Raw genomic sequence first — 214 nt, forward strand, 5'->3', positions numbered from 1 at the left:
CACAAAAGTATATAAAGAAAGATGGAAAAATATCATATGTTGGACCATCTGAAAATGAATTTGCTAAATATGCAATTGATATAACGAAGAAGAACGATGATGATAAAGAAACTGGTGGAGAGAATCCAACAACACCGCCAACAGGTGAAGGAAATAATGGAGAAAATCCAACGACACCACCAACAGGTGAAGGAAATAATGGAGAAAATCCAAC

Annotated in this window: 1 protein-coding gene; it reads left to right on the forward strand. The window is 35.5% G+C overall.

Going from position 1 to position 214, the window contains the following annotated elements:
- Positions 1–214 (forward strand): hypothetical protein (locus MR083_RS27610; RefSeq protein WP_242270154.1); only part of this gene is annotated, 214 nt, incomplete at both ends.

It is taken from the genome of Bacillus cereus group sp. BfR-BA-01408 (genome assembly GCF_022663305.1).
GTDB lineage: Bacteria > Bacillota > Bacilli > Bacillales > Bacillaceae_G > Bacillus_A > Bacillus_A pacificus.